Raw genomic sequence first — 24,192 nt, 5'->3', positions numbered from 1 at the left:
CTCTAGAAATCAAGGCATGCCTCCCTTGCTTTGGAAAGATTCTCAATTCTTTCCCGGTGTCCACGATCTCCACCCCTAAAGCAAACGGCAGCGTGCAGTTCGCGTAGGTAGATAGCGCGGCCTAGCTCGGTGGCTCTTAATTGTCGCGAAACAATATCGCTTGCGCTTGTGCCCAGTTGGTCGCAAGAGAGCTTTTGACTCTCAATACGCCTATATTCTTTCTTCATTTGGGTACTGTATCTTTTCATGTCTCCCTTGTTGCAATCGCCGTGAGGGCCTTCGGGAAACTTCACCAAGGATACAGATCTTTCCAGAGCTAGCAGGCCACTAGCTGTTCGAAGCATCGCCATAATTGATTGGAACGGCCCTTGGGCAATACCAATTCCAACGGTTGTTACGGCTGCTCCACCTGAACTTCCAGCAGCGGCAGTCGTCAAAGTTGCATCCGCAGTGGTGTTCCCGCTTGGATCATTAAATCTAAACGGATTGTTAAGGACATATTGGTGAAGGTTAAGTGACCTCGCTCCAAATCCAATCGGATCCGCCTGCGTAAACACCCCTGCCTCCGGATCATACGCCCGTGCACGGTAGTGGTAGAGTCTGCTTTCCGCATCATACTCGCGACCTGTGTACCCGTAGGGCTGAGAAAGCGTGCCTTGCGTCTGGGTGATCTGGCCATAGCCATCATACTCATACGCCGCCAGCGCCGTGCCCGTCGCAGGCTCCGTCACCCAGATCACCGACCCCTGACGATCCGCAAACATGCTGCGCTCCTGCCCGGACCCGACACCAGAGGTGTTTACGTATTCCTCGAACCCAACTGGTTCATCCACCGCATTGGAGTGAAGCCAACGACGGGTCAGGATATCGTCTGAATACTCCAGAACGATATCGTCATGCGCGAGTGGGTCTTCGGCGGATATGTCATACACATACGCCGTCACCTCAGCATTCGGTCCGGGAGCGGCTGGCGCTGCCGGGAGCGACGCTACAGGAGCAGTTGAGGGTACGATGGTGACACCGGCTCCCAAAGCCGAAGGGGCAGATGTACCAGTCGCGTCCACGACCTCGGTCAGGCTTTCGTCGAAGCGATAGAGGCGTTCCAGACCGCGGGTCGCCGGATCCATATAAGCCCCGCGAGCCGCCGCGATCTGGCTTTCGTTCCGCGCGACGGACCAGATGCGGATATCGTCAAACTGACCAATTGTCCGGTTGGTCGGTCGTCCAATCGTTCCGATTTTGAGCGGATATGTATAAGGCGCTGTGCCAGCCACATCCAACACACCATCAATGTAGATCCTCAGGATGCCGGACGTATCCCGTGTGATCGCGTAATGCGTCCAGACATCATGTGAAGAGGCCGTGGATGCGACAAGCCTGTCGGCCCGCTCGGAATAGAACCGGAACCTGTTTTGATAGAAATTGAGTGTCTGCTCCACTGTGCCATCTGACACAAGTGAATCGTCATAGTGGATTGAACTTCCAGACGGGAACCTCACCCAAGCTTCGACCGTGAAGGGCCCCGTGATCTCAAGGTCCGGGATGTCAACGTCATCTTGTGCCGTGAGGTTCAAGGCATATGGCTCGGCCTGACCCGGAGGGGTGATATCCTCGCCCGGTCCGTCGATAATCTTGGCGATCCGACGGTCCAGTGCGTCATAGGCGTAGCGCGCGCTCAGCGTCGCATTTGCGTAGCCTACCAAACGGTTTTGGCTGTCATAAGCATAGGTCTCGACATCCCCGTTGGCTTTGGAGGTCTTTGAGACCCGGTTGCCGCGCTGATCATAGGCGTAGGAATAGTCCTCATCTTCCTCGAGCTGGTTATGAGCGTTCGAGGAATAGAGCGCAGACAGGTGCGACGCCGTTCGGTTGCCTTCTTCATCATAGGCGTAGTCTTCGACCGGCACCGGCACACCGCCATCAATCGGTGGCAGACCTTCATCCACCTGCACCAGACGGTTCAAGTCATCATAGGAAATGAACTTCGACTTCAGCGAGTTGATCTTGTCAAGAATTGCCGTGAGCTGGCCGTCCGGGCCGTATTGGTACTCCAAATCGGTCAAGGCCACCCCGGACTGCACATGGCTCAGAGCCGTCAGAAGTCCGTTGGTATTTCCGTACTGCGAAACACGTCCCGACGTTGAGGTCAGCGATGTGCGGCGCCCTTCTCCGTCGTAGTCGAAACTATAGACCGTACCCCACGGCGCCGTCAGATCAGTGAGACGGTCCTCGGGATCATAGGCGTAGGATGTGGTACCCCCCAGAGAATCCGCCATGGTCGTCCTGCGATCCAGCGCGTCATACGAGTAGCTCAATGTCACTTGCGGCTGCACGCCGACCGCACCATCCGTGGTCGTAGTCAGCAAACGGTTGCGCAGGTCATAGGTGAAGGCCACGCGACTGTCGGTATCCGCAGCCTTGATCAGATTGCCACGGGCATCGTAGCGATAGGACAAAACATTGTCGGGCGTTACAACGCTAGTACGACGGCTCAGACCATCATAGCTCGCGGTCTCAACCACCCCGTCCTCTCGTGTGAGCGTCAACAAATTCCCGCGCGCGTCATAACTGCGCGTCATGGTCTCGCCGATCGGATTTGTCCGAGTTGTCATGCGCTCAAGCGCGTCATAGCCAAAACTGGTTACCCCGTCGCGACCATCAGTGACTGTCGAGATGCTGTTTTGCAGGTTATAGGCGAAGTGCTTCTCGAAACCGCCTGGGTCAACTGTGTCGGTCAGGCGACCAACTTCGTCATAGGCATAGCTATGGGCCTCGCCATCTCCGTTAATATGGCTGACGATCTCACCTGCTGTATTGTATACGCGTTGGATCAATCCCTCAGCAGGATCATCGACTGCGACCAACCGCTCCATCTGGTCGTAGGTCATGGTTGTCACAAGACCTGTCTCGTCGACCACAGAGGCCAGATTACCTGCAGGCAAGTAGCTGTAGGTCGTTACACCATCTATCTGCGCACCGTCAGCACCAGTTACCTCAACGGTCAGCACACGATTCAACGCATCGTAGCTTCGCTGAACTTGACGCTCGATTGGTGTTCCTTGAGCCTCGGCAATGACAACCGTGTTACCCGCTGCGTCATATGTCAGCGCAGTAATGGATCCGTCGGCATAGGTTGTCGTCTCAAGATTACGTTGAGCGTCGTGCGTGAACGACGTCAGATTTCCGTTTTCATCGGTCCGAGATGCGAGTTTCCCATCGGCGTCGTAGTTGAAACTACGTGTCCCGCCTTCAGCATCCGTAATTTTCGTAGTAAGACCCGTGGCATCATATTCATAGAGTGTCTTTTGCCCGTCGGGATCAGTCATTTGCGTGACCTTGCTATGATCACGGTCATACGTGTAGCGCGTAGTCCGCTCTACAGGCGAGCCGAGGGCTTCCGTGAACGCCGCAACATTGTCGAGGAAATCGTACTCGATCTCGTCAACTCGCACCCCATCTGGCAATACATCGCTGGGGCGCTCCACTCGGGTGACTAGGTTTTCTTCATTTCGGTGAATGCGAGTCTCGCGACCAAGCGGATCAACCGTCCGGATTACAGACCCGAATTGGTTTACTTCGACTGTGGTAACCTGCCCTTTACGATCCGTAACCGTTGTGACTCTGTCCTCAGGTTTCACGTAGATGAACGGTTGCGCGGGGACATTCCCCAGCCCATCAATCAAACCAAGCGAGGACGCAATCTGAGTCGATATAGACGAGCTATCGGGCAATACCGCACCCGAGAGGTTGCCCACAGCATCATAGCTGTAGCTCGTGGTGTTACCGTTCTGATTGGTCGAACTGACCAAACGGCCATTCTCATCGTACGAGAACGAAACCTGTGTCCCCGTCGGTTCAGTGATTCCGCTCAGGTTTCCAATATCATCATGTTCGAACAATGTGGTCCGACCATCCGGATAGGTGACCGATGCCATGCGGCCATCTGCGGCATATGCAAAGGTTGTAACTCCACCGACCTGATCAGTGATTGTTACCAGCCGACTGTTGGCATCATATCCATATTCTTTGCGATTGCCCTGTGGATCAATCTCTGCAACTTGCAGCCCGTTCTGATCAAACAGGATTTTCGTGCCATCTTTGTATCGGCGTTCCCAAGTCCCGTCTGGAAGTTGTTCAAGTTGGGTAAAATCACCTAGGCCTGCAATATAGGTTCCGGATGCGCTGGGATCGGAGAAGTCGATATAGACAAAGAAACGCGTGGTCGAGATCAGATCTGGGCTGCGATCGCCGTTCATATCAGCGATGCGCACCGATCCAAGTCCGTGCCCAAGGTCCACTTCGCTGATCGGCTGGAAAGTTCCGTCACCATTGCTGTGGTAGACATAGATCTTGCCGCCCACAGAAATGACTACATCATCAAACCCATCACCATTAGCATCGACGACATTTGTTGCCGCCTTCTCAACGTCTGGAACGGCGGGGCGCGGCAGATAGACAGTGCCACCAAACAGAATCTCCCCATCTACGCCATCTGTTTGGTTGAAATGGACAGCCAGATTGGCAGGGGTGTTATTTACAAAGTCATCGAGGCCGTCGTCGTTGAGGTCGCCAACCGCCATATTTTGACCAAGAGCATAGTGACCTCCTCCGCCACCCCATTTCTGCTTGCGCGGAGATTTCATTGTAAACACATGCCAGCCTCGCGGCATGCGGAAGAAAATGTCCGGCAACCCATCGCCATTGATGTCACCTTGCGACGCCTGCTGAGGTGCTGCCAAAGTCAGATAGGTGTCTCTCAACAGTACTTCATTGGCATCTAGGCCGTTGGCGCTCCCACGCCAAAGATCAGCATATGCTTGCCAGAAGTAACCAATGAATACCGTGGAAATCTCCGCCGTAACGAGATCGTCATAGCCATCTCCATCAAAATCAGCTGCCTCGAGCGATGTCACCAGTTGGCGTGATGGATCATGAACAGAGATTGTATCCGGATTTGCTGCTGTGAAGTCTGACAGATACCGAACGGCCTTGCCCGAATAGAGCGCATAGGCCAAGTCTTGATCTCCGTCACCATTGAAGTCACCAAGCGCGAGATCCGAAAGATTGGGCACAAATGGGCCAGTCTCCGGAACACTTGCTGGGTCTGCAACGGCGACACGGCGGGAGATACCAAAACTCCCATCAATAGCGCGCTCGGCAAAGACAATGTCACCTGTTCCAGTGTCGGCCCACGCAATTTCAGGGCGACCATTCTGATTGTAGTCATAGACTTCAATTCCTGCTGGTCCAATTGCAGGCAACACGACACCTTCATCAAGGAATTTCGTCAGCGTTGGGCCGGGTTCGAATGTCGAAACACCGTCATCATCGAAAATCGAAACCGTGCCATCCGGGCCTTCAACCAGCTTCTGGAGGCCATCAACGGACCAACCATTTCCGTATGGACTAGCTGCTTCGTTCTGCACGTGGAGGGTTGCTGAATGCGATGACGCAACCGTAGAGCATGCATAGTTCGCTTTGGCGACAAAATCATAGTTGTACCGCCCACTATCCAGACCAGATCCATCAACCGGCATCGATTGGCGAAGCGACACGGTTTCACCAAGAAGCGCAGGAATGTGTCCGTCAGCTCCAAGACGCGGTGTCCAAGCATTGGTGTCGTCGACAGAGAGGCCACCGACCGAAATTCGAGTCGATAGCGTTTCAGGCAGGGACGCGTTTTCAGAAACCGTTACATCACCCGACACAACAATGGTCGGGTTCGCGGATTGACTGTGATAGCTAAAACCGACTGTCTGTGCCTGGCCAAAGGCCGTGTATCCAGGCAGCGTGTAGACTTGGTTCATGTCACCCGTAAGCGCTGATAGCGTGCTGTTCCCTGTCGGCTGGTCAGCTGACGCTGTCGTCGAAGGCTGGAGCGGAAGTAAACTGAACAGCGTGCCCTCTGAAAACCCTTGTGCGGACGCGCTTACGGTCATACCGCCTGCGTCAACATGCGCACCGCTTGAGCGAGCGTATTGGCCGGTGGTCATGGATTTGCGCCACAAATCCAAAGTAGCACCTTCCGGCAGCAAGTCATTGTTCGGGGCGCTTACCGTAATGCCTTGGGTAAACACTGCTCCTGGAGCATTAAGCGCATAGATATTGCACGCTCGCGTATCCTGGGGAAGGCCGGTATCTGCGAAAAGCTGAGGCAACGACCCAAGGCAAACCTCACCTGTAAAGGTTCCGCCCGCCATGTCTTCGATACTGTCGGCGGGAATAGTTACGGACACGCCGCTCGCGGCCCCTTCCAACACTGTCACAACACCCGCAACAACGGGGGCGCAACCATCGTTCAAAGGTGCAAGCAAGAAGTCAGGATCCAGATCCCGGATCTGATTTTCAGTCACTTGGACAGCTCTAACTGCCCCCTGATAACCTCCGGGTCCACCGTCGGCGAAAGGATCAATGACAATCTGATCTGAACCGCCAGCAAGGCTGCCAAAGCTAAATTCGCCTGACACATCGGTCACAGTCATAAGAGCTGCGTCACGCAGGCGTACCTGCATTCCGGACAGCGGCACTTCCACGCCTTGTGCGAATTGCTCGGCATCAAGGACACGACCATGAATTGCTGTGTCACCTGCTGTGGCATCAACAACGTCAATCGTCAGCACGGCCTCATCAACCAAGACACCGTCAGAAACACCGACAGTGAAACTGTAGCTCCCAAGCTGCCCAGCCTCTGGTCTGAACCTGATTGTTCCGTCCGCCGCATTGACCCAGATACCTTCGGCAAGAGGCAGAGGAGTGGCGTAAAATGAAATCGCGTCGCCGTCAGGGTCGCTCCCTTGAAGATCGAGTGCAAACTCAAGCCCAAGTTCGACCGTGTAAACGTCATTGATACTTCCAAGGACAGGTGCCTGGTTTCTTGAACGGACCTCAAACTCAATGACAGCCACATCGCTCAGAAGCCCATCAGAAACCGTGACTTCCAGTGTGTAGGGCCCAGATACTGCAGCCGAGAACGTCGCGTCTCCGTCGCCGGTTTGTGCTAGAAGCGGACTTGATCCTGCTGGTTGAGACGTGAGCTCGAACGCATAAGTCAATGGATCGCTGTCAGGATCAGTTGAACCCATCGCGCTGAATATTACTTCTTCAGCAGCGTCTATTTCCGACGGGCCGCTCAGCCCTGCGGCCGGCGCCCGGTTCGGTGCGGTGACAGTTACGGTCACTGGGTCCGAGCTGAACTCGTAGTCCGACACGACAAGCTCAAACACGTAATCTCCGCGGCGGTCGGGTGAAAAGGTCACGGTAGGCGCGAACCGGTCGGCAATCTCAAATGTCGACGCGTCGGGACGATCGGTCAGCGTCCACAGGTAGGTCAGCGCATCGCCGTCAATATCGCTGGATGCAGTGCCATCAAAAATACCGGTCTCACCAACGAACACGTTTGCTGGACCTGTTGCGACTGCCACAGGAGGGGAGTTCAGGACTTCGATGCGCACAACTGCGGGCACCGCGTTCAGCTGACCATCACTTGCCTCAACTTGAACCAGGTAGACACCCACGCGATCCGGCGCAAAAGTAAGATCGCTTCCAGCAAACTTCTTGGTCGCCGGATCAGCCGTAATCGTTGCTGAGGAGCCATCAGGACGAGAGATAAGGGACCAGCTGTAGCTTAAGGCATCACCATTTGGATCTGACCCATAGGCTGCACCGGAAAGTTCCACCGTCTGCCCCGAAATCAGGTCGAGTTTGGGGCCTGACAGCAAAACAGGGCGAAGATTTGTGTTGCCAACAAACGCGGTATCCGGAAGAGAGAGGCCCGCGCTGTCTTTTACAATCAGCTGGACGACTCCTGCACCCGGCCCCGTACATACCGGGTTGTTGCGATTGAATGGGTTTGTTTTTGGGCGATCGTCAGCATATGCCGCACTGCCAACAAAGGCATACATCTGGTTGTTTTTGCCAATATCAGCTGTCGTCACATGAACCGAAACGCGACCAGGAACGACAAACGAGCCGTGATCGTTCCCATCCTGATCCTCGAGCCTGACCTCGCGTGTATATTGATTCTTGTTCTCAATCTCCCAGACCAAGAGCTTCGACCCGGAAGCGGTCGTCTGTCCTCTGGAATGCAATGTTATCGAAATCTGCTCCGACGACGATGATTCAACCACGTCCGCTGGCGTTCGCGTATCAAACTGACACAGACCACCCGCATCACTGCGTTTGAAATGATACACAGATGCCAGCTTAATCACATCGCGGAAACGACCCTCACGCACGGCAAGGCTAAGCTGCGGCATGGCGAGGCTTGCATCGCTGATCCCCGATGCCGACCCATCTCCGGTCAGCCCGAGCGAAGCCCAGCCATAGGTCAGATCCGCACCCGATGACAAAGTACCATCAAGGGTGATATGGCCAACATCTCCCGCTAGACGATCCGGTCCCGCTTCAGCAATAGGGAGAGCGGGGGCAACTCGAACAAGCTGCGTAGTGGGTGCGCCGGGAGCAGTCGCGTCATGGACTTCCAACTGCACGACATAGTCGCCTTCGACATCAGGCGTAAAGCTTGCAGTCGCAGAGCTTCCTTCAGCAACCGTGGCGGCGCTTCCAGCTGGGACGTAGAGCAAAGACCATCCATGCCGGATCAGGTCGCCATCGAGATCGTAGCTCTGGGTCCCGTCAAGTTCCAACGGTGTGCCAACTTGGGCAGTTGTTACAGGTTGAATCCGCGCAACCGGACGTACATTCGCCCCCTGCCCTACAACAACAAGGACCTGATCGAACGAATTGCGCAGACCGTCGCTGACTCGATAGGACACCAGATACTCGCCAGCGACATCGAAATTCAGCTCAGACATGCCATCAATGTCGGTCGATATGCTGGGCGACGCCCCCGATGGGGCTGCCAAGACGGCAATCTCCGACACAAGGACCGAGCCATCAATGTCAGTCGATGCATAGGGTTCGAGCCTGATGATCTCTCCGACCTCGGCGCTGAGTTGGTCAAACCGAGCCGACGCTTCTGGTCCAACTTGGCGCCCTCCAACCCCTTCATAGACGTCGGCGCCGCGCGCATCCAATTCAGTACGCAGCAATTCGGCACCAATAATGTCAGTGATCGTCACGGCACCCGCAGTACCTCCGAAAATGAAGGTAACCTCATCGACGTCAACATTTGGCGACATCCGCACGTTCGTTGCGTCGTCACTGTCCAGTTCAAGAATATCCACAAGTGCGTAGAGTTCTGCAGTTGTGCTGGCAGTTACGGGCATGCCGGCCAATGTTAGACTTAGAACGTCAGACCCAAGCTCAAACCCAGTAATCTGCGAATTGCCAAAGTTACCAGCCGAACGGTCGCCAAGATCGAAACTGTCGACAACGTTGTCGACGCCAGAATGAGTCTCATCGTAGGACAGGCGATAGCTATCTACTGACCCAGAGTTCGGAAGAAAATCAACTTCGAACTTCGCCAGTTCCGAGGCTTGGCCTACTTCATCGGTCACTGTCAGTCCCGCAACATAGGTTCCTTCAAGATCCATACGAAGCTTTGCCATGGGGAGGTCGGCAGAGGTGATACGCGCGTCGCTACCTGTTGGCGCCGAAATTACCGACCAAGAATAGTTCAGAGGCCCGCCATCTAAATCAATGCTGCGTGATCCATCCAAAACAAGAGGGGAGCTGCCTTCAGGTAGCCCGCGCGCAATGATAGCAGCGACCGGTGCAGTGTCTCCTGTGTTGATTTCGAGTGACCCGGTCGCGACTTCTATCGTTGGATCACTTGCGTTGCGTACAATCACCTGCGCAACATAACGGCCAGCAACATCAATTGTTACCTCGGGACGAAGCGCTATAGGGTCGCTGAAGTTTACGACCGATGTCGCTGGACGCTCCAACCAGCTCCACTCAAAGTGGACAGAGTCTGCAAGTGGGATCCGCAAACCATCTGTGGGATCAAGCCGGATTGCCTCTCCGACATCGGCAGTCCTAGGTTGAAGGGGAGTTTGGGCGAAAACTGTGCCAACTAATGAAATAAAAACAATAAAAGCGGCAGATAGAATTGAGCGGGCCAAACACACTCTCCCCAAATACTAGTAAATTACGTTCTAGGGTAGAGTGGTAACAAGATGTCAATAGTTGGATCAACTGTTTTTTGTATTCTTTGCCTCATTCATTGCAAATGACCGTTTTCCGATTTGGATCAGAAGTGCTTGACGTTTAGGTCAGCACTGAATGATGTGCTCTCCATTTCTTGATATTTTGGCTTTCGAAAGAACCACAAGTTTGTGGCATTCTACAAGAGTATTATGGTTACGTCTTGCCCGACGCAGTGGTGAGAGTGACCTGCCCCCCGAGGCTCCCTCATTCATAACGAGAGTCTGCGGGTCTGGTTTTCATAGTCTTCGTCGTTGGTTTGGGCAAGCGCGCCGGGCGCGGAGCCCTCTAATTGCTCAAGCGTCCGGCGCGCTTCTGCGGGTGTTTGGTTTCCGAGCGATGAGTGTGGCCTGACGTTGTTGTAGTCGTATCGCCAGAGCGCCAGCTTGCGCCGGGCATCGTCCAGACTTTCGAACATCTCTTCATTCAGCAGTTCGTCGCGCAGGCTGCCATTGAACGACTCGATGAAGGCATTCTGCTGGGGCTTGCCAGGATCGATGTAGTGCCAGTCCACGCCGTTTTCGTTCGCCCATTTCAGGATCGCCCGGCTGGTGAACTCCGTTCCGTAACACCTTCGGAATGACGTTGATTTAGAGGCTATGATTGCCTGCGCAGCCCCCAATTAGCGCAGCAGATGATCATAGCCGGGTCTCAGGTCCCTACAGTGGTTTTGCAACAAACCACACCGCAAGGGAGACCGACTATGAACGATGCCAGTATTGCACAGGCCGAGCCTGTTTTGGTGGCGATTGATATCGCAAAGGCGCGCCATGAAGTTTTGATCTCAGTTCCGGGCAGAAAGCGAAGGCGCCGGCTGACTGTTCTGAACCAGCTCGACGACTTCAACCGGTTGATCGCCACACTCTCGGATTATGACCGTCCTGTCCGCGCGGCCTTTGAGGCAACGGGCAATTACCATCGCGCCCTGGCTTACCGGCTTGGGAATGCCGGTTTCGAAGTAAAGTTGGTGTCGTCAGTCGCCTTGGCACGTACCCGGGAGGCTTTGAACAATAGTTGGGACAAGAATGATCCCAAGGATGCGCAAGTCATCTTGCACATGATGCAGATCGGGAACGAGCAGTTCTACCACGACCCAATGCTGTGCGGCACGAATGATCTTCAGGAGCTGTCAAAGACGCACGACATCGTCTCTCGTTGCAAGACCGAGTTATGGCACCGGGTGCTGACCCATTATCTACCGCTGTATTTTCCCGAGGCAGAACGCTTCCATCGTAGCTCCCGCAGCGACTGGTTCTTTGCTTTCCTGGAACGCTATCCATCGCCGCATTTTATCTCAGCCATGGGCCAAGAGGCATTCATTGCCGACGCCTGGGAGGTTGTCGGCCGCAAAGTCTCAAAAGAACGTTTGCTTGCAGATATTTATCAGACAGCCAAGTCATCTGTGGGCCTGCCAATTGCACCGGATTCCGACGCGGCCAGAATGTTTCGCCTGGTCTTGGGCGAAGGGCGCAGCCTGATTGCCCAGCGTAATGAGATTGAGGATCGCGCCGTTGAACTGCTCAAGACCAACGACGACTATCAGCTGCTGATATCCATCCCGGGGATCGGGCCGATCAACGCTCTGACCATCCTGGCCGAAGCTGGTGATCTTCGCCGCTTTCAGCATCACCGCCAGTTTTTGAAGTTCTGCGGTATGGACCTCGCAACCATCCAGTCCGGCACGTTCCGTGGACAAACCAAACTGTCCAAATACGGCAATGCCAGATTGCACCGCACGCTCTGGATGGCAGGTCAGGTCGCCATCATGCAGCGCACCAACAGCTTCCGAGACAAGTTCGAGCGCTACATCGCCAAGGATCGGCACAACACCCATTTGCGCCGCAAGGCGTATACCGCAATCGCCGCAAAGATGGCCCGAACCGTGCACGGGATCATCAAACGTGGCGAACCTTATCGTCCCTTCTTTGAGGGATGATCAACGGCAGAAGGACCTTTCTCTGTAAGGGCCGTAGAGGCGAGCATTCGACCTCGTAGATAATGTTCAGGCCTTCTGCTCAACGACCCGAAGATCTCGTCTTAAGGACGGTGAGAGCCGCAAAAGCGTACTCTGTGTTTGTTATGGGAGAGACATGTTGTTGACCAAAATGCCGAACTGACACACATTCAAACATGCTGGAACACTTCAGCATGACAATGACCTGATGCCAAATCAGCCAATCATTCCGCGCATAGGACGTTATCACTGACAATGCTGGTTGGCTTGCCACAGAGACGCACAAGCGCGTCCAACTCCCGCGCGACACGAGCACCCGAGATGCTGGTATCGGCCATCAGACACAGGTTCTCGCGGCAGCAATCGTCGTTCACCGCCAGGATGCGGAACCGGCGCGAGGCTCCGAACGTATCGGACAGAAAGTCAAGCGACCAGCGTTCACCTGGCCTCAGCGCCACCGGCATCGGTGTTCGAGACCCACGCGCCCGTTTGCGGCCCCGTCGTCGCCTGACGCCCAGTTTCTCCTCAGTGTAAAGCCGATACAGCTTCTTGTGGTTCATGATCATTCCCTTGCGCTCCAGCATCACACCGATCCGCCGGTAGCCAAACCGGCGGCGCTTGGCAGCGACGGCCTTCATCTCTGCCCTGATCTCAGGGTTATCCGGCGGGCGTTCGCGCCGGACGGTCTTTGGATCGACACCGGCAAGTCGGCAGGCCCGGCGCTGCGAGATATCGTGATCCCGCATCGCCCTCAGCGCTGCCTCTCGCCGCTCAACCGGCGTCGTCAGCTCTTTCCCAGCAGATCCTTCAGAACAGCATTGTCCAGCATCGTATCGGCCAGCAAGCGCTTGAGCCTGGCATTCTCGTCTTCCATCGACCTCAACTTCGCGACGTCAGACACTTCCATGCCGCCATACTTCGATTTGTATTTGTAGAAAGTGCCCTGGCTTAGACCGTGCTTGCGGCACACCTCCGCCGTCGGCATCCCGGCTTCCCGTTCCTTGATCATCCCGATGATCTGCGCCTCGGTGAAACGGCTCTTTCGCATCTGTTTGCTCCTTCAAAAGGTTGAGCAAACTCTACATCAGAACGAGGGAAGTTTCGGGGGGCAGGTCAGTGATCCGCAAGCTCCTTGGCAAAAAGGATCGGTCGAGAATCTGAACAAGCGGGCACGTCGTTTCCTGCCACGTGACACCCAGCTCGCGGCGCTCTCAAATCGCAATATGAAGGCGATTTGCGACCGCCTTAATGGAACACCCAGGAAGTGCCTTGGATGGCGCACACCGACCGAGGCATTCAGAGAAGAGATTACGAAACTAAGACAGCGGCAAACGTCGCAACGACCCTTGAGCCATCACCGCAAATCGATAATGTCACCCCTGAGCAAAGCAGGAATGTCACTTTCCCCCCAAAAAGACTTGGGTCGCGCCACGATGTAGAAGCACTCGCAATCTTGCGACGGTCATCTGATCAGATTTTTCCGCATTGCCGTTGCCACCAGCTGATAATTTGTCTTACACCCCACTTTACGTCGCGCCGAGGCGAGCCTTTCCTTGGCCGCAGACTCTGAAATCCCCAGATGCTCCGATGCTTCTTTGACATTCTTATCCTCAGACAGGCATTGCAACACGGCGATCTCGCCTTGCGACAACCCACGTTCGTCTTCAAGGGATTCAAAGAACTCGGTCGCCAACCCGGAAAGAAACAGGATCTCTTGCGACAGCAACTCGCGGTCATGTCTCGACACGCTCAACAGAGACCTGTTGGTTCCAGTTTTCCGGCTGAACGCCGCGCCATAGACCAATCCATGTTTTTTCGCGGAGTTCATGAACCGGCGCAGGTCAGGTATAGGAACCTCAGACCAACGTTTGTCACCTGTGGCGAACAGTGACCATACCAGAACGGGGTCGAATGCGTAGTAACGCCGCTTCTCGTACTCTTCCTTCCATTTAGGCGGGTAGGTGCTTTCAAAATACTCGTATCCGCGCACATTTACATTCACCAGAAGACTGTACCCGGAGACTGCGATCTCTTCGATTTCGGCTCGAAATGGCGCAAATGCTTTTGAGACAGCATTCGTTGACTCGATGGCATCAGGGTTCTGCTGAATTCCTTTTTCATAAATCTCCAAAGCTGATTCCCTCCACTCACTACGAACCTGACTTGACCTGACCCTAGGTCAGAATTGCCCCGACTAGAGGTCGGGGAGAACCTGAGGTTTCTGGCCTCAGGTCAGTTTCTATCAATAATTGTACGTTTTCGCTAGACCTTAGCACCCCGTCGATGACTGATTGGCGTGTTAAATAGGCCATTCCACGAGCAAACCATGACCCACATACAAACTGATTTACTGGAAACCCGATCAAAAGATGGAGTCTCCTGTGTTACCGCTCAAATGCCGCAAGAACTGTTTTCGCCGCGCGCGGCCTTTTCTTCGGAAATGCGTCTGATCAGCCAGTTTCTAGATCTTAGAAAACGCGTGTTTGCTTTGAACAAGGGCTGGAAAGTCTGGATCTCGGGGCAAACCGATCTCGATCAATATGATCGACCCGATACCGTCTATATCATCGCCGTTGCGAAAGGGACAAACGTGGTTGTGGGTGGTGCGCGGCTGGTCTGCACGAACAGCGAGGCAGGAGCTGCAGATCATGGATTGTTCTCCTACATGATCCGTGATGCGTGTCGCGGTCTTCTCGATGGGTTGCCCATTGATCTCTGCACCGAGATCCCACCGGTCGATCGTGGCACCTGGGAGCTTACGCGCCTTGTCACGGACGGTACGGCGGGCGCCGGGGCTGCTGTCCTACGTGCAGCGAATGCTTATCTCGCAAAGCAAGAGGCTGAACGCTGCTTGTTTCTCGGCCCAGTCGGATTTCAAAAAATGGCTCGCTCGATGGGATATGCGCCCACCAAAATTGGTCCGATCTGTGGCAACAGGGATGGGCGCTTCCAGGCCTTCGCCTGCCCCGTACTTTATGATGAGGCGCGCGAGAACACCGGATGATCATGCGCAAGGAAAATCTGCGGTCGGAACGGCAAGCGCAAAGTTTGAGCCATTCCCAGAACTCAGATGACACCGTTTTATGTTGCTTGCGAGCAGACTGCTTTCGAGGCCATGCAAAAATGCCCAACGAAGCTAGCTACGGGAATGCAAGCAATGGGTAAAAAACTGCTCTTCGCCAAACCAATCTCTGAAGCAGTAATGCGGGAACAATCTAAAGAACAGCTTGTCTGGCGGGATTACCTTTGGAACTCTGGACAGGTGATACGCCTATGGTTCGTTGACCCAACAGTGATTGATGACACCAAGATCAGTGTGGAATTGCTTCAGGACAAAGAAACATCATCAGGTCAATAAGAAAACCACGCCGAGTGCCCCATCTCGCCGTCGTAGTCACCAAATTCAACCATCACTGCACGACGATAGGGGAAAGTGAGCCCGCCTGTCTCAGGATATGGGATTGTCTGCCCATTATCGCTGACAAAGCTGTTGGGCCAGGATGTTCTTGACCCAAAAACCCGGATAAGGGAGCGACAATTGTCGTTCTCAAAGTCACATGACTGTATAGCCCAATCCCATTTCTGGGGCCCGGTGTCGTCTTTGTAGGACGCGCCACGGAACCACAGAACGCGCGTCCGCCGCAACCAAGCATAATCTGGCGCCGAAACATCGACCTGCCCATCCTGACCGGTCCCTCCCAACTCGACAGGGACCGCAGCGTAGGTGCATATCCCGAAGGGCGGGCGCACCGGCCAAGGTGTGATGCGTCGAACCATTTCGGCATAGGCTGCTGAACAGACCGCACTGGATGGAAACCCCCCCGCCATACAAAGCATGATCGCACAGTCTACGTCGTAAGCCCGACTTGGTTTGCCCGAGATAGGTAGAATCATCGCCGAGATGATCAAACTGAGAATAATTGAGCGCATCTACTCTTTCCCTTCGCGGTTCAATTCAAGCTTAGTTTAAGCGCGAATCTCTGCTAAATCCACGTTTTTATATTTCCTACGTTTTATATATATTGACTCTATCTGTGCTTTTCGTGTTGTTTGCATCATGTATGAAGGTCTCTCAAAGGGAGAGACCATGCCGATAGCAAGACACCTGAGCCTGATCACACTGGATGGTGTGAAAGACCTCATTCAGAGGAAGGTGGAGTTCACCTGTCGGTACGAGCTCGTAGGAGGCACAGGTGACGGCAAGCCGCTTTACCAGTGCATTTACTCGGTCGGGGATGAAGAACTCATCCTGGTCGCTGCCAAGGTCCAGAAACATGGACCAAAGGTGCGCCATTTCGCGGTCTGGCCGGGGCTTGTCAATCACCACACCAATTATGGCGATGGCCGCCCTGTCTCTATCGATCTCGATATCCGCAACGCCCCGGAAGGCGATAGCGGACCTGATGGTGATCGGGGCTGACGGAAGCGTCAGAACGTCTGGCTGGACTTATCACAAAGCTAACATCGCCGAGCCCGCCACCACACACGTAACACCGCTTACGCCTGAGAGCAGACGCAGGATCCTCGCAGACACCCGCGCAACATCGGAACGGCACGCCGCAAACCGCTCGCTTGATTCCATGGGTTTATCACCCAGCGACTGGCATATCCTTTTCCGAGCATTGATCGAAGCTGAGAGCGGTTATAACCCGACGGCTGTCAGCCCGATGGGTGCTTATGGGCTTGGTCAGTTGATGCCTCCCACAGCCCGAACTCTGGGCGTCGATCGAACCGATCCTCGTCAGAATCTTGAAGGTGCTGCCCGTTATCTGCTCGCCCAACTAAGTGCGTTTCGGGACATCGACTTGGCGCTGGCAGCCTACAATGCTGGGCCGCACCGTGTACGGAAGTACGGCGGCGTGCCCCCCTTCGCAGAGACGCGCGACTATATCGCCCGTATTCACCGCATCCGAAATCGCCTTTCTGCGCAACAAACAAGCCCGCCCAGCAACCAGGTTTCCGCACCGGGCAGGACGCGTGCGCCTGTTGTGATCGCGTTGCAATGATCCATCGCAAAGGACCGAACATGAGACTTTCAAACCTCCGACCTTTATTACCCGCTGCTTCAGTGCTGGCGCTATTCTCGGCCCCTACCTTCGCACAGGACCTCTCGCCAATCCAAACCATGCTCGAAACAGTCGAGGCAGCGCTCACGGGGCCGATCGGCATAGCCGTGGCCACGCTTGCCGTCATTGGAACAGGCTTTATGTGCATGATGGGGCGCTTGAACTGGGGATGGTTCGCATCTGTCATTATTGGGATCGTGTTGATCTTTTCGGCAGGCACTATCGTCGACGGGTTCACCTGATGTTTGTCTCACCCTTCTGGCTCCAATCGGTGAGGTAAGCTGATGGCAGAACGATCCCCATTGTTCTTGGGTCTTGCGAGACCGCCCAAGTATCTCGGTCTCCCTGTTGGCTATCTTGTCGTATTGGCCATGGGGGTCGTTCTGCCGTTCATCTGGACCAAGACGCTGATCTTCTTCTTGATTGGGATCATCGCCTACCCGGTGCTCTGGTTCGTGGCCGACAAGGAACCTCATTTCTTCGAAGTGCTGCGCGTCTCATGCGGCTCGGTCCGCGCCACGAAGAACCGATCCCTGCACGGAGGCGACAGCTTTGGCGCTTGAAGGGACTATATCCGTCTCCACTGCCCTCTTGGCTGCGGATGGGAATGCCTTTGCACGCGAGAGCTTTTTAGCCGAGCACCTGCCGTATTTCTCTCGGGTGGCAGATGATGTGCTGATCCTGCGCGAGGGCGACCTGATGGCGACCCTGCGCCTGGATGGTCTCAACCCGATGACCACACCGGATGCGGAGCTTGATGCCCTACGCCGTGCTGTGGCTGCCATCGTCGCCCAAACTGGTGATCTCTTCGGGTTTTACATTCATCGGATTTCAGTGCCGCAGTATCTGTCATTGCAGCCCATCGAGGGAGACGGTTTTGCCGCTGAGATCGATCGGCGATGGCAGCACCATGTCGCAGGGTTCCAGCCAAAGAAGAAACAGCTCTATCTCACCATCCTCCGTCGTCCGGACCTGACCTCCCGCCTGCCACTTCTACGGGGTCTCGCCCGTAAGGGCTGGGTCAAAGATCGCGCAGCACGGATGCAGGAGTTGAATGAAGTTGTCGGCTTCTTCGAAGTGGCGCTGGCCAACGCTGGGCCTAAACGATTGACGGTAGCAGATGGTGAATGGCTGGGGTTTTTGAACACGCTGAACTCAGGCTCTTTTGCGCCCGTCGCCTTCGGTCAGAGCGCCCTGCCCTTGTCGCATCAACTGGGCGATGTCCGCGCCACCTTCGAGGGCGATACCGCTCGGATCGACTGTGCCACAACCGGTGTCACCCGCTTCGGCGCGCTCTTCAGCATCAAATCTTACCCGGCGCTGACAGATGTCACCCTGCTCGACGGGCTCGATCTGCCGCTCGACATCGTGCTCACCAACTCCTTTACCCCGATCCCGACCAATATCATGGCCGAGCGCATCCAGCGGATCATTCGCCAGATGCACGCCTCTGATGACGCCGCCGTGTCGCTGCGCGACCAACTGGCGATTGCCGCTGATGATCAGGAGGCTGGGCGGATTGCTTTCGGCAATCATCACCTCTCGATTGCGGTCTATGCCGAAAGCCGCGACATGCTGGAACGCGCGGCGGCTCAGATCAAACGCGCGGGCCAGGAGATAATGGCCGTGATCGTGCGCGAGAACATGGCGCTGAAAGCCACCTATTTTGCCCAACATCCCGGAAATTTCGGCTACCGGGCGCGGCGCACACCGATTTCCTCGATCAACTTCGCCGACTTTGCGGCCCTGCATGGCTCGGTCGAAGGCCGAAGTGGCAAGGACAGCCCCTGGGATGAGCCAATCACCGTACTGCCTTCCGTCGGCACCTCTGGCTATAGGTTCAATTTCCACGAGACAGGCGATGCAGGCAAAGAACCGACCGTCGGCCATACCCTCGTGTTGGGCCGAACCGGGACCGGCAAGACGCTGACCACGGCCTTTCTGGCCGCACAGTCGCAACGCGTCGGCACACGCCTCTTCTTTTTCGACAAGGACCGCGGACTTGAGATGGCCGTGCGCGCCCTGGGCGGCAAATACCACGAGGTGCGCGCTGGCGTACCAACCGGCCTGAACCCCCTCTCTACCGAGACTGACGAACGTGGCAGCGCCTGGCTCTCAGACTGGCTCGGGACGCTGCTCTCCACGCATGGTACCCTGTCCGGCGAACAATCCCGCCATATCCAAAGCGCCGTGCGCCAGAATGCGGAGGCCGGGGCGTCGCTGCAATCATTCGAAAGCTTCGAGACGTTGTTCCGCTCGCTTGATGATGGTGGTGAGTTGCAATCGCGCGTCGGCGAATGGGTGCCGGGCGGCCGCTATGGCTGGGTTTTCGCCGCCAATCCATCGGGTCCCACCCTGGCGCTCGACAGTGACATCGTTGGCTTCGACATGACCGAGATTCTCGACATGTCGACCGAACGTATGGCGGTGCTGTCCTACATCTTCCGTCAGATCGAGCGGGTGGTCGAGGATCGCCGCCCCACCATAATCGTGCTGGATGAGGCCTGGAAGCTGCTCGATGATCCTTATTTCGGGGCACGACTTGAGAACTGGCTGGTCACGCTGAGGAAGATGAACTGCGTCGTGGTGATGATGACGCAATACCCGAGCCAGCTGCGTGATGCGCGGGTCGGCAAGACCATCGTTGAAACCGTCCCGACCCAGATCCTCTTCCCCAACGACCGTGCAACCCCCGCCGATTACGACTTCCTGCGTGTTTCGGAAAAAGAAGCCACCCTGCTCACCCAGCCCACGGCTGGCCAGAGGATCGCGCTGGTCTGCTCCGCCGGCGACAGCCTGTTTGTAGATGCCGATTTGTCCGCCCTTGGGGATTTACTCCCAATTCTCGGGGGTGGGCGGACTGGCGAGGCACAGGTCGGCCCCGATTGGCGCACCAACCCCGAATTCTGGAGAAAACCATGCGAGTGACTGTTTTGTTGATTACCCTTCTCGGCGTTGCCGCCTGCGAGCGTTACACCGAGAAAACCTCCCCCTGCTTTGGCAGGAACGGCGAGCCGGTGGTGTCGCGCAATGTGACCACGCCGCTCAGCTTTTCCACCAAGTCACCGAATATCGACACTGATTGCACTTTCGTGCCGGTGAACGGCGGCTGATGCGTGCCGCAATGATCATATCTGCGGCTCTTGGCTGCCTGCCTTTCACTGCGCTCGCGCAAGGAGTGCCCGTCCAGGACAATTCCGGGCTTGGGCAGCTGATCGCGATGCTTGGTCAACAAGGCCAGGACATGACGGCTCAGCGCGAAGTGCTTTCCACCGAGGCGCAGCTGGCCGAGATACAAGCCGAACAGCTACGTGTTCTGGAAGACATCACTGAGGCAATCAGCGGGCAGGGTTTCAACATCCAGGCACTTGAGGGCAACGCCAGTTTCCCAGCCTCGACAATTTACCCACCCGCCTCAAACCATCCGATGGATAGCCGTCTCTTTGGCGAAGGCCGCGAGACCATCGAGATGATGATCGTGCAGGTCGCCGGCGAATTTGCCGGATCGCCCGGCGTGGCTCGGGCTGGTCTCTCGCCAACACAATGGCGCTGCCTGTTCCAGGCTCTGATCAAGCAGGAAAGCCGGTTCAGCATCACTGCGCAAAGCCCGGTTGGCGCATACGGGCTCACCCAACTGATGCCCGGCACCGCTGCTGATATGGGCGTCGATCGTTATGATGTCATGGACAACCTACGCGGCGGGGCGCGCTACATCACGACGCAACTTAATCGCTTCGGAACCATTCCGAACGCCTTGGCCGCCTACAATGCCGGGCCCGGTCGCGTCATTGAATATGGTGGTGTTCCCCCTTTCCCGGAAACCCAAGGCTACGTGCGCAATATCTCGCGTTTCTACAACGAATATCTGGCCGTGGTCGGCGGGGCCGATGCGCTTGGCACGCTGACACCGGCTGACATGGCGCTGGCGGAGTATTCCAACATCTCGGATGCGAGCCTTTACTACGCCGCCGATGCCCATGCCACGACCGAACAGGTGGTCAATCGCCTTGCCGCGATCATCCGCCAAATCGACGGCCAGCCGAACGTAAAGGCCGCAATCGAGCTCAACACCTACGCACGGGCCGAGATCGCCCGCATTCTCTCCCTCCGCGTCCGGCTGATGGCTGCGAACCAGATGCGAGAGGCGGCCCATGCCCAGCAACTGGTCGTGGATCGTCTGGAAGAAAGGGAATTCATGGCCATGGAGGTATCCGAATGAAACGCATTCTTCTTAGCGCAGTTGCCGCAATTGCCCTTTGCACATCCCCTGCCCTCGTCCCCCCTGCGATGGCCCAAGGCGTGCCAACATTCGACGGGCAGGCGCTCCGACAACTTCTTCTTCAGCTCGAACATATGGCCGAAGATCTCGGCATCCAGCACGAACAGCTGACCACGCTGCGCCGCGAGTTGGAAACCCAGCTTGCACAGCTCGAAAACCTCGAGGCACAGCTGCGTTCCCTGATCAACGGCAACGGGCTCGGTGATCTCTTCGCCAGTATCGAAGAATTCGAGGAACTGCGCGGCGCTCTGGTAGGGCCGTTGGAGACTTTACAGGCACTGGCAAACGGAGACTTCGCTTCCGGGTTTGTCTCCGGATCGAACCTGCCCGGCCAGGTTGAGACCGCACTCACCGGGACCGGGCTGACATCAAGTCATCTGTCCGCCCTGTCATCCTCCACGGAGCCCGCCGACAACCGTCTCGCCACCTCGGCTGGCGCCAGCGCCATGCTGTCTGTTGCGGCCCAGGAGTCAAATGAGGAAGCCGGGGCCAGCCTCGAGAGGCTCGAAACCATGGTCGGGCTCATCGACGACCAGGACGGGTTGAAAGCCGCCGTCGATCTTAACACCCGCGTGACGGCCGAACTTGGGATCATCATGACCCAGATCTGGCGGCTTGAAGCCGCGCAGGGTGTGAGCGCAGGTCAGCTTGGCGTCGTCGATACAGCGACACTTGCTGCGGAACGGCGCTTTCGTTCCATGGAGGTGCCAGAGTGATCCGACGCATCGATATTGCCCTTGGGCTTTTGTTGACCTTTGCCGGACCAAGCTTCGCCCAAACCTCGGGTGGCTTTGAAACCATGGCGCAACCTGGGGAACTTGCCGAGGCCTGTGTCGCGCCGCGTCCGCCGCGCGAATTGCATTCCTTCGCCCTTGTCCGCAATGGCTATCGCGAAGTCCTCCGTATCATTGCGGCGGAACAGGCCATCGAGACGCGCAATTGCGATTGCCAATTCGATGCGGTGTCATGGGATGACGCGGTTGTCGCGCATGACCGGTTCCAGACTTCCGACAATCTGAGACTGCCCTTCGACGTCATTGCTCTGCGTGGGCAGGCCGACGCTCTGGAAGCCGAGCTCGAAGAGGTCTGCACAGAGTAATGGGAATAATTCGCGACATACTCAGCGAGGTGGATGACGCCATCGATTCCGTCGCGCAAGCCGGGTTCGTCCAGGCCGCAGGTCAGATCGGTGACGTGATCTCCATCGGCTCAGGCGTCTTGCTAATATTGCTTGGCGTCAATGCTGTGATGCAATTGCACCCGATGAGTTACGGCAGCGGGTTTGCCTTCGGGATCAAGGTGGCTCTGGTAGGACTATTTGCGCAGAGTTGGGACAACTTCTCAGTCATCTACGCGATTGCCACAGATGTGCCGGATGCTATAGGCGCCCGCATCCTGTCACTCACCGCATCCGGTGATGAGGCTGGCGTTTACGAGAGCCTCGATTCCATGGTGAACCGCATTACCGCCTATGGCGACGCGATCGGGGATAATGCGGGCTGGGTTTTCGGTGCTGTCCTGGGCGCGATCTTCTTCGTGCTCTCAGCCATCTTCGCCGCCGTCACTGCCGGGATCATCGCCTTCGCCAAGATCGTCTTTACGCTGATGATCGTCATCGCGCCGTTTATGATCCTGGCCTCGCTCTTCAAACCGACCCAGTCGCTCTTCGAGGCTTGGTCCCGCGCCACAATCGGCTATGCTCTCATGCCCGTGGCCGCGGCGGGTGCGGCCGGGATCATCGTCGCCATTGCCGAAAGCATCGGTGCCTCTTCAGCCGATCCCGACAACGTGGCCACTGTCAGCCTGATCCTGCCTTTCCTCGTCATCCTGATCCTGAGCGCCGGCATCATGGCCTCGGTGCCCTACATCGCCTCGAACCTTACGGGCGTCGTTGGCATCGCCTCGAACGCCATCGGTCTCACCGGTCTGGCGCGGCAGGGCGTCATCAATGCTGGAGGATACGGCACCGGTGGCGGGATCCGCATAGCCACAGGCAAAACGCCCCATGAGCTGCACCGTGCCACCAGCGACGGCCTCGTCAAAACCGGCCAGGTCATCCGGCAAACACCCGGTGCGATGCTGGCGCGTGCCAAGTCATTCCGCAACTCGAGCGAGGCCACCTGATCCATGAGCAAAGCACGCGACGCCTTCGAGGCGGATTTCATCTATGGGCCACGACGACGAGAACGGGTTGCGTATTTTATCGCAGCGGCTGGCGTTATCATCGGGTTGGCCGGGTTTCTCGGTGCTGTTTCGCTCTTCCCACTCAAATCCGTCGAGACCTTCGTCGTGGTCGTCGACAAAGAAACCGGTGAGATGGATCGCGTCTCGCAAGTCGCCGCTCTCACCCTCGATGAAAGCGATGCCATCATCCAAGCCAATCTCGTGGCCTATGTCGATGATCGTGAAACCTATGATCTCACTGATGGCGAACAACGCATCAACTCGGTGCTTGACCGTTCCGAAGGCGATGCTGCTCGCACGCTACGGGATCTCTGGTCTTCCACCAATGAGGACTACCCGATCACCGTCTATGGTCGCGAAGCCAAGATCGACGTGATCATCCGCTCGGTGAACCAGATTGAGGCGGGTGTTGCCCAGGTGCGTTTCACCCGCACGCTTCGACGTGAACGTGACACTCGCACAGTCACCCGGCCTTACGTCGCCACCCTCGCCTATGAATTCCGCCCCGAAACCCGCCAGCGCCTGCAGGACGTCTGGGCTAACCCGCTTGGCTTTGTCGTCACCTCCTACCGTGTCGATGCCGAAACCCTTGAGAACTGACC

The 24,192-nt window shown here is 56.3% G+C and carries 16 protein-coding genes and 3 pseudogenes; 15 read left to right on the top strand and 4 right to left on the bottom strand.

Translation table 11 applies throughout. The features are described 5' to 3' along the window. Positions 1–2 precede the first annotated feature (2 nt). A complete protein-coding gene (locus ACXYMP_RS15990) occupies positions 3–10,025 on the bottom strand; it encodes a PKD domain-containing protein (protein ID WP_458907621.1) in 10,023 nt (3,340 codons plus the stop codon). A gap of 293 nt (positions 10,026–10,318) precedes the next feature. Next, positions 10,319–10,672: pseudogene (locus tag ACXYMP_RS15985) on the bottom strand (integrase core domain-containing protein); the annotation flags it as partial. A 138-nt stretch (positions 10,673–10,810) separates the two neighbouring features. On the opposite strand from ACXYMP_RS15985, the gene ACXYMP_RS15980 reads away from it, so the two are divergent. After that, positions 10,811–12,043, top strand: a complete 1,233-nt coding sequence (locus tag ACXYMP_RS15980) for an IS110 family RNA-guided transposase (protein ID WP_458907665.1) — start codon at positions 10,811–10,813, stop codon at positions 12,041–12,043. Between the two features lie 260 nt (positions 12,044–12,303). On the opposite strand, the pseudogene ACXYMP_RS15975 reads toward ACXYMP_RS15980, so the two are convergent. Continuing rightward, positions 12,304–13,109, bottom strand: a pseudogene (locus tag ACXYMP_RS15975) (IS3 family transposase); the annotation flags it as partial. A gap of 70 nt (positions 13,110–13,179) precedes the next feature. Between ACXYMP_RS15975 and ACXYMP_RS15970 the strand changes: the two are divergent. Beyond that, positions 13,180–13,359, top strand: a pseudogene (locus ACXYMP_RS15970) (transposase); the annotation flags it as partial. A 164-nt stretch (positions 13,360–13,523) separates the two neighbouring features. Here the strand turns inward: ACXYMP_RS15970 and ACXYMP_RS15965 are convergent. Beyond that, the gene (locus ACXYMP_RS15965) at positions 13,524–14,192 is read right to left on the bottom strand and encodes a helix-turn-helix transcriptional regulator (protein WP_458907619.1); all 669 of its coding nucleotides are present in this window, start codon (positions 14,190–14,192) and stop codon (positions 13,524–13,526) included. A 195-nt stretch (positions 14,193–14,387) separates the two neighbouring features. Here ACXYMP_RS15965 and ACXYMP_RS15960 point away from each other — a divergent pair, with 195 nt between their 5' ends. The 13 genes from ACXYMP_RS15960 (at position 14,388) to ACXYMP_RS15900 (ending at position 24,190) form a co-directional block, all read left to right on the top strand. Continuing rightward, positions 14,388–15,065: an acyl-homoserine-lactone synthase gene (locus ACXYMP_RS15960; protein ID WP_458907617.1), complete on the top strand. Its 678-nt coding sequence runs from the start codon at positions 14,388–14,390 to the stop codon at positions 15,063–15,065. 66 nt (positions 15,066–15,131) lie between these two features. Further along, entirely contained in the window at positions 15,132–15,419 is a 288-nt protein-coding gene (locus ACXYMP_RS15955) for a hypothetical protein (RefSeq protein ID WP_458907615.1), read from the top strand. Positions 15,420–16,148: 729 nt separating this feature from the next. Continuing rightward, on the top strand, positions 16,149–16,481 hold the full coding sequence (locus ACXYMP_RS15950; RefSeq protein ID WP_458907613.1) for a hypothetical protein: 333 nt from the start codon (positions 16,149–16,151) through the stop codon (positions 16,479–16,481). A 160-nt stretch (positions 16,482–16,641) separates the two neighbouring features. Beyond that, positions 16,642–17,067: a lytic transglycosylase domain-containing protein gene (locus ACXYMP_RS15945; RefSeq protein ID WP_458907611.1), complete on the top strand. Its 426-nt coding sequence runs from the start codon at positions 16,642–16,644 to the stop codon at positions 17,065–17,067. A 20-nt stretch (positions 17,068–17,087) separates the two neighbouring features. Continuing rightward, positions 17,088–17,369 (top strand): TrbC/VirB2 family protein, encoded by a 282-nt coding sequence (locus ACXYMP_RS15940; RefSeq protein WP_458907609.1) that lies wholly within the window; start codon positions 17,088–17,090, stop codon positions 17,367–17,369. 42 nt (positions 17,370–17,411) lie between these two features. After that, entirely contained in the window at positions 17,412–17,690 is a 279-nt protein-coding gene (locus tag ACXYMP_RS15935; RefSeq protein ID WP_458907607.1) for a VirB3 family type IV secretion system protein, read from the top strand. Beyond that, positions 17,680–20,055, top strand: coding sequence for a VirB4 family type IV secretion/conjugal transfer ATPase (locus ACXYMP_RS15930; protein WP_458907605.1), 2,376 nt, complete (start codon positions 17,680–17,682; stop codon positions 20,053–20,055). Before ACXYMP_RS15935 ends, ACXYMP_RS15930 begins: the two co-directional genes overlap by 11 nt. Continuing rightward, positions 20,046–20,240 carry a hypothetical protein gene (locus ACXYMP_RS15925; RefSeq protein WP_458907603.1) on the top strand — a complete coding sequence of 65 codons (195 nt, stop codon included), beginning with the start codon at positions 20,046–20,048 and terminating at the stop codon, positions 20,238–20,240. The genes ACXYMP_RS15930 and ACXYMP_RS15925 overlap by 10 nt, the downstream gene beginning before the upstream one ends. After that, positions 20,240–21,346 (top strand): lytic transglycosylase domain-containing protein, encoded by a 1,107-nt coding sequence (locus ACXYMP_RS15920; RefSeq protein WP_458907601.1) that lies wholly within the window; start codon positions 20,240–20,242, stop codon positions 21,344–21,346. The genes ACXYMP_RS15925 and ACXYMP_RS15920 overlap by 1 nt, the downstream gene beginning before the upstream one ends. After that, positions 21,343–22,122: a type IV secretion system protein gene (locus tag ACXYMP_RS15915; RefSeq protein ID WP_458907599.1), complete on the top strand. Its 780-nt coding sequence runs from the start codon at positions 21,343–21,345 to the stop codon at positions 22,120–22,122. The genes ACXYMP_RS15920 and ACXYMP_RS15915 overlap by 4 nt, the downstream gene beginning before the upstream one ends. Then, positions 22,119–22,505, top strand: coding sequence for a hypothetical protein (locus ACXYMP_RS15910; protein ID WP_458907597.1), 387 nt, complete (start codon positions 22,119–22,121; stop codon positions 22,503–22,505). Before ACXYMP_RS15915 ends, ACXYMP_RS15910 begins: the two co-directional genes overlap by 4 nt. Further along, the gene (locus tag ACXYMP_RS15905; protein WP_458907595.1) at positions 22,505–23,530 is read left to right on the top strand and encodes a TrbL/VirB6 family protein; all 1,026 of its coding nucleotides are present in this window, start codon (positions 22,505–22,507) and stop codon (positions 23,528–23,530) included. The genes ACXYMP_RS15910 and ACXYMP_RS15905 overlap by 1 nt, the downstream gene beginning before the upstream one ends. Positions 23,531–23,533: 3 nt before the next feature. Beyond that, positions 23,534–24,190 (top strand): VirB8 family type IV secretion system protein, encoded by a 657-nt coding sequence (locus tag ACXYMP_RS15900; protein WP_458907593.1) that lies wholly within the window; start codon positions 23,534–23,536, stop codon positions 24,188–24,190. Positions 24,191–24,192 lie beyond the last annotated feature (2 nt).

Source organism: Aliiroseovarius sp. CAU 1755, from assembly GCF_054482655.1.
Note: the sequence above shows the minus strand (reverse complement) of the source record. Positions and strands in the feature narration are given on the sequence as shown.